Source organism: Streptomyces sp. BR123, from assembly GCF_013401435.1.
Classification (GTDB): Bacteria; Actinomycetota; Actinomycetes; order Streptomycetales; family Streptomycetaceae; genus Streptomyces.
In genome coordinates this window covers 1-6342 of the sequence record NZ_JACBGN010000375.1, presented here as the reverse complement: position 1 = coordinate 6342, position 6342 = coordinate 1, and the positions used below count along the sequence as shown (strand labels likewise).

Sequence of the window (6342 nt, the reverse complement as noted above, 5' to 3'; positions counted from 1 at the left end):
CCCCCGAAACCCCGGTCCTCTGGCTCAACCCGGACCTGGACATGTCCGCCGGCAAGGCCATGGCCCAGGCCGGCCACGCCGCCCAGCTCGCCTGGTGGGAACTGACCACCCCGGAACGCGCGGCCTGGCGCGCCTCGGGCTTCCCCCTCCAGGTCCGCACGGCCGACCGCGAAGCGTGGCCCACCCTGACCTCCACCGGCCTCCCGGTCGTCCGCGACGCGGGCTTCACGGAGATCGCCCCGGGCTCGGCCACGGTCATCGCCGACCACCCGTCCCTCCGCTCCCGCCTCGCACCCCGCTGACCTGCACACCAGGGAGCGCTGTCCCGAGAGTCGTCAAGGGGACACCTTCGTGCGTTCGGCCTGCGTACGCTGGCCGGGTGATTCGTACTGTGGTGCTGGACGTGGGCGAGACCCTCACACGCGATGACCGCTCCTTCGGGCGGGAGGGGGCGCTTTCGTGCGTTCTGGACTACCCGCGGCGTGCCCGGACGGCGTCTGTGTACAGCTCCCGGGTTACGTCGCCCTCGCTGATGCCAAGATCGGTCAGCATCGCGCGGACGTCGGCGAGGGCTTCCATGAGTTCCTTCTCCTCGGTAAGCGTCTCCAGTTCCAAGAAAGTTCCATCCAGCTCTGGGACGCGAACGAGAGTGGCGAGCATCTGCCGGCCGCGGGCCTCGAAGTCGTAGTTCCTGCACCGCTTCTCGAAGGCGATGATGGGAACGTACCCGAGGCCGCGGAGCATCGCGTGTACCGCTTCGGCATCCTCGACGCGCGTCTCGTGCTCCGGCTTCGATCCGGACTCCTCGTCCACGGTGGCGCCCTTGTACGTGAGTACGGTGCGCGTCGAGTCGGCTCCGTGCACGGTGCGGACACGCAGCTCCTCGCCCCGGGTGTCCAGGTCTCCACGGGGGGTGTCGTAGTAGGTGTCCCGGTATACCTCGGCGCGGCCGCGGGCCCGCTCGTCGAGCCGTCGGAGCGTTTCCTCGGGCGCGTACACACGCGCCTTCAGTTCTGCCTCGATCATCGGTTCGTCCCTTCTCACACGGTGCGGTCAGCGCCAGTGACGATCGCCTCGAACATGCGCCGGAACCCCCGGTACAGAGGCCCCTGCGGCGTCTCCATGACCTTGTACGTGGCCGACTCATGCCCTTCCCATCCCGCGTCGAACACGCCCACGAAGAGAGTGGAGTCCGTACGGATGAGCCGCCACGTCGGCAGCATGGCGTATCGGTACACCTCGACGTGGCAGATTCCGGACAGCTCACGCAACCGGGCCTCGGCCAAGCGCACGCCGCTGGCCAGCGTTTCGGCTGACTCGCCAATCTCTGCCGCGCGTTGAGCCAAGGCGGGCGCCTCCGGGTCGAGAAGCAGGACCCGCACCCGCAGACCGCCGTCGGGACGGCCGACCTGAGCACGCAGCATGGAGTCGTTGAGCCCGATCAAGCCCAGTCCGCGAACCGCGAGGATGTCCAGCTCCGTCGCAGAGCGCGCCTGCTGCTGGATCTCCGTCTGGGCGGAGTCCTGCCCCGAGAAAACGCGTACCACCTCGGGGAAGGCAGCCAGGTCGAACGCAGCCCCGCCAGATCTCTTCTCCCGGCTGGCGGCCAGGCCGAGTAAATGGCGTGCGTCGTCCGGCATGCTGAGACCGTCGGCGATCCGCTCGTACACGTCGAGGCGGGACACCTCTCGCCGACGGTGGATGATCTCGTTGACACGGGCCTGAGTCATGCCGACGGCGGCGGCGATTCGGGCCTGACTGGCGCCGCTGTACTGCTGAACGTGCCGGAACACGGCGCTCATGTCACGGGCCCGCAGAGCCTGACGGACGTCGGCCCGCTCCCATGCCCAGTTGGGCAGCGTGGTGGGTACCAGGGGCGTGCTCATGGTGAAGCTCCCGCTCATCCGGCCGCGGGATGGAAAGCCATCCCACGGTGAGATTACCGTGCGGGTGTCGAGACTGTGCGCCGCGTCACAAGATGCTGCCAATATGGCAGAGCAGCCCACTGCAAGCCCCGTCAACTGGTGCCATTGGTACGTCGGATCGTCCTCGACCGCCAGGCCCATCCAGTTCGCTGGCCGCAGTTACAAACCTCGTGTCCGGCTCTACGCGTGCGCACCGTGCTGCGAGCAGCGCGGCCTCACGCCTGTCGAGGACGCGCGATGACCCAGACCATCGCCTGCGCAGCCGCGCCGCTGCCCGCACGCGACCAGCTGACGTGGGAGCAGGCGCAGGGCCGGGCGTGTGTGGCTTGCCGCCGCCAGCTCACGACCGACGCCGTGCACCGGGGGATCGTTGCTGGAAGCCAGGGCTGCCACGACACGAGCGTCGAGGTGTGGTCCTGTCCACCGGAGGCCGACCAGTGACCGCCCGACCGTGCCCGGAGGCGCCGCTCCCCTCGTACGAGCAGCTCACCGCCGATCAGGCCGCCGGGCGGACCTACGTCGCCTGCGGTAAGCCGCTGGATGACGATGCCGTGCTCGCTGGCCTGGTGCTGGGGCACGAGGGCCCATATCCCATGACCGTCAACGCGTGGGCGTGCCCGCCGGGGGCCGGCCGGTGACCGCGGCACGGATCTGCGCGCGCTGCCAGCGGCCGATCCGAGCCGTGCGCTTCGAGACGATCACCGTGCACTCGGCGAGTGGAGTTCGCCCGGATCAGTACTTCCACCGCCGCGGCGACCCGGCGTGCCGCCCGATCAGGGCGAGCGAGCGGTGACCGGGCGGGCCCGGCAGACCCTGTACCTACTGATCGAAGGTCACCGTGTCCGATGACGGGACGGCCGAGGGACGCTTCGTCGCCCATGCCGGTTTCATGCCGGCACGCTCCCAGGCCGTCACACCGATCGCCGGAGACCTGTCCTCACGCGTGGCGTACCCGGCCACCGAGCGGCGGGCCGTCGTCTCCCCGACCGCCCTCGACGAGCCGATGCAGGCCGTCCTCGCCCAGCTGGCTGCGCCGGCAGCCCAAGTGCTGCGGGCCCGGTCCAGCGACGGCTCGGCCCGCTTCTACGTCCTCGACCGGACCGGGAGTCGTTCGCCGAGCTCGTGCACGACTGCGGCAAGTGGCTCGTACGCCAGGGCGGCCCCGTCTCCCTGTGGGACGACATCGAGCAGGCGCTCTCCTCGGATGGGACGGCATCGGTCGGCCCGGCATCACAGCGGTCCACCTCCGGGTGACCGAACGCGACCACACGTACGGGATCGACGGCTCCCCGGACCTGCAATGGCGTCACCGGCTCTGCTGACCCGCTCAGCAGGGAGCCCGGCTGCGGGTGCGGGAGTCAGCTGGTCTGACTGCGGAGGGCCTCGCCACGTATTTTCTTCCTGAGCGATGAGTTCGTGTCCGCCGAGAAGTCATGGTTGTTGACTGACGACGCTCCCCGGAGGACGCATGCTCACCAACACGCCGGACGCCGCACCCGCCCGCAGCCTGGAGGTTCCTGGCGCCCGCCTGCACTACGAGGTGCGCGGTCGGGGCCCGCTCGTCGTGCTCGTCGGCGCTCCCATGGATGCCGGTGCCTTCGCTCCGCTGGCCGACCTGCTCGCCGCGGACCACACGGTACTCACCACCGATCCGCGCGGCATCAACCGCAGCCGACTCGACGACCCCGAGCAGGACTCGACGCCGCAGCTGCGCGCCGCGGATCTGTCCCGGCTGATCGCCCACGTCGACGCGGGTCCGGCGGTGGTCGTGGGCTCCAGCGGTGGAGCGGTCACTGCCCTGGCGCTCACGCAGCAGTACCCCGAGCAGGTGCACACGGTGGTCGCCCACGAACCTCCCCTGATCGAACTGCTGGAGGACCGTGCGCGGCTGCGTGTCGGAACCGAGCAGCTGGTCGCCACCTATCTCGGCGGCGACGTGGTCGGTGCGTGGAAGCAGTTCTTCGCCCAGGCGGACATCGCCGTCCCGGAGCCGGTGGTGGAGCAGATGTTCGGCGGGGAGCGCGACGCGGGGCAGGTGGCGGACGAACGCCGCTGGTTCGCTCACGAGATGCGCGCGACCACGTACTGGTCGCCCGACACCAGCCGGTTGCGTTCGGCGCCGTGCCGCATTGTCGTCGGCATCGGGGAGGACTCCTCCGGCCAGTTGTGCGACCGCACCTCCCGGGCCCTCGCGCAGGAACTGGGCACCGAACCGACAGCCTTCCCCGGTGGCCACACCGGCTTCGTCGACTTCCCGAAGGTCTTCGCGAGCCGCCTGCGCACCGTCCTCCAAGGCGGCTGAGCGAGCCCTCCGGCGGTGGTTCCCGTGTACGGCTCGGACCACCGCACCGGGCGCGTTCCTGCCCCGCAGGCTCACCGGCCACCGCCCGAAGTGACGATGCCGCCGGCGGAGGTGGTCGTAGCAGACCTTGACGCCGCGGCTGCCCCTGCACACCGTCCCCCTGGCGGACGAGGATGAAAATGGCCACTCGTCCGAGTCATCCGCCCCCGCGCGGGCCGCCGGTCCGCGTACCCTGCGCGCGAGATGACCACGACCGACTTCGCAGACGAGGCCCGCTCACGCCTGGCGCGCCTGCTCAGCATGGCGGACACCACCGACCCGAGGCTCCGGGCCCGGATCGAGGAGTACGCCGCGACCACCCCCGACCCGCCCCCGCACGGCCCGCACGGCATCCAGACCAGCGGATGCCCGCTCTGCCGCCGCACGATGTGGCGCCAGCGCGACCTCAGGGTGTGCGCCGGCTGCGGCCACGTGGAGGACGTCACCACGTGAGCGGCCGGCTCGGGCGCCGCGGCCGGGCGGAGCCCTCGGCCGTGGAACCTCAAATGTTGCTCTGAACGTCCCCTTCCCGTGGTTGGTCCTGCTCCGGCGGGGTCATGACACCGGCACACGGGCCCGTACGCGGACCGCTGAGAGGGGGGCGAGGGGACATGAAGCCCATGGAACGACTCGGGGTGGGCATCGGCTGGCGGCCGGAGATCGCCGAGGCGATCGAGCGGCTGCCCGGCCTGGACTGGGTCGAGGTGGTGGCCGAGAACATCTGCCCGGGCCATCTGCCCGACCCGTTGCGGCGGCTGCTCGACCGCGGGGTGCGCGTCGTGCCGCACGGGGTTTCGTTGGGGCTCGGCGGAGCCGACCGGCCCGACGCGCAGAAGCTGGCCGCGCTCGCGGAGCGGGCGGTGGCGCTGGGGGCGCCGCTGGTCACCGAGCACATCGCGTTCGTACGGACCTCCTCGCCGGCGCTGGAGGCCGGCCACCTGCTGCCGGTTCAGCGGACCCGGGAGGCCCTCGACGTGCTGTGCGAGAACGTCCGGATCGCGCAGGACTCCCTGCCGGTGCCGCTCGCGCTGGAGAACATCGCCGCGCTGTTCCGCTGGCCCGACGAGGAGCTGACGGAGGCGCAGTTCCTGACGGAGCTGGTGGAGCGGACCGGGGTCCGGCTGCTGATCGACGTCGCGAACCTGCACACGAACCGGATCAACCGCGGCGAGGACCCGGCCGCGGTGCTGGACGGGATTCCGCTGGAGGCGCTGGCGTACGTGCACGTCGCCGGGGGCGTGGAGCGGGACGGGGTGTGGCACGACACGCACGCGCACCCGGTGCCCTCCGCCGTGCTCGACGTCCTGGCGGAGCTGGGCCGGCGGACGGCCCCGGCCGGGGTGCTGCTGGAGCGCGACGACGACTTTCCGGCGGGGGAGGAGCTGGCCGGCGAACTGACCGTCATTCGTGCGGCTCTTGGGACTGCCGCACAGCCGTCCGTGCCCGTCACGGGTGCGGGCGCACCCACGGTGGGGGACCTCGCCGCCGCGCGGACGCGGGTCGGGGTGGAGCAGGCGGCGCTGCTGTCCGCGCTGGTCGCCGGGACGCCCGTGCCCGAGGGCTTCGACCGGCAGCGCGTACGGGTGCAGGCGCGCGCCCTGGCCGCGAAGCGGGCCGACGTCGTGGCGAAGGTCGCCCCCGAGCTGCCCGGGATCCTGGGCGGGCGGGCGGCCTTCCGCGAGGCCTTCCTCGCGTACGCCCGCTCCCGCCCCATGACCGGCGGGTACCGCCGGGATGCACTCGACTTCGCCGAGGACCTGCTGATCCGGGACCTGCCGGCCGACCCCGCCGCCCGGCGCCGGCTCACCACCTGGTGGCAGGACCGGGCCGGGGCGAGGCCGCCGCGGCGCCTCGTGCGCTGGGCCCGCACCCTGCTGGCCCGCACCCCGCTGGCCCGCACCCCGCTGGCCCGCGCCCCACTGGGGAGGGCCGCGTGAACTTCTTCGTCCTCGACGTCTGGATCGCCGTCGCCGTCTCCTCGCTGCTGCTCGGCTCCGGGCTGCGGCGCGCCCGGAGCCGTACGGCGGACCCGGCTCCGCGGCTGCACGACCTGTCCGAGGCCGCGTTCCTCACGGG

At 71.8% G+C, this 6342-nt stretch carries 7 protein-coding genes; 5 read left to right on the top strand and 2 right to left on the bottom strand.

Annotated features, from left to right (window positions below; translation table 11 throughout):
• The coding region (locus HYE82_RS33005; protein ID WP_179177893.1) for an aminoacyl-tRNA hydrolase at positions 1 to 302 on the top strand (302 nt) is incomplete at its 5' end.
• 169 nt (positions 303 to 471) lie between these two features.
• Here the strand turns inward: HYE82_RS33005 and cyaB are convergent.
• Both cyaB and HYE82_RS32995 read right to left on the bottom strand, forming a co-directional pair.
• Complete coding sequence (gene cyaB / locus HYE82_RS33000; protein WP_179177892.1) at positions 472 to 1026, bottom strand: class IV adenylate cyclase; 555 nt, start codon at positions 1024 to 1026, stop codon at positions 472 to 474.
• Positions 1027 to 1040: 14 nt separating this feature from the next.
• Complete coding sequence (locus HYE82_RS32995) at positions 1041 to 1886, bottom strand: helix-turn-helix domain-containing protein (RefSeq protein ID WP_179177891.1); 846 nt, start codon at positions 1884 to 1886, stop codon at positions 1041 to 1043.
• Positions 1887 to 2162: 276 nt separating this feature from the next.
• Here HYE82_RS32995 and HYE82_RS32990 point away from each other — a divergent pair, with 276 nt between their 5' ends.
• The 4 genes from HYE82_RS32990 (at position 2163) to HYE82_RS32975 (ending at position 6203) form a co-directional block, all read left to right on the top strand.
• On the top strand, positions 2163 to 2366 hold the full coding sequence (locus tag HYE82_RS32990) for a hypothetical protein (RefSeq protein ID WP_179177890.1): 204 nt from the start codon (positions 2163 to 2165) through the stop codon (positions 2364 to 2366).
• Positions 2367 to 3393: 1027 nt separating this feature from the next.
• The gene (locus HYE82_RS32985; protein ID WP_179177889.1) at positions 3394 to 4227 is read left to right on the top strand and encodes an alpha/beta fold hydrolase; all 834 of its coding nucleotides are present in this window, start codon (positions 3394 to 3396) and stop codon (positions 4225 to 4227) included.
• A gap of 243 nt (positions 4228 to 4470) precedes the next feature.
• Positions 4471 to 4719 carry a hypothetical protein gene (locus tag HYE82_RS32980; protein WP_179177888.1) on the top strand — a complete coding sequence of 83 codons (249 nt, stop codon included), beginning with the start codon at positions 4471 to 4473 and terminating at the stop codon, positions 4717 to 4719.
• Positions 4720 to 4886: 167 nt separating this feature from the next.
• Positions 4887 to 6203: a DUF692 domain-containing protein gene (locus tag HYE82_RS32975; RefSeq protein ID WP_179177887.1), complete on the top strand. Its 1317-nt coding sequence runs from the start codon at positions 4887 to 4889 to the stop codon at positions 6201 to 6203.
• Positions 6204 to 6342: the final 139 nt, after the last annotated feature.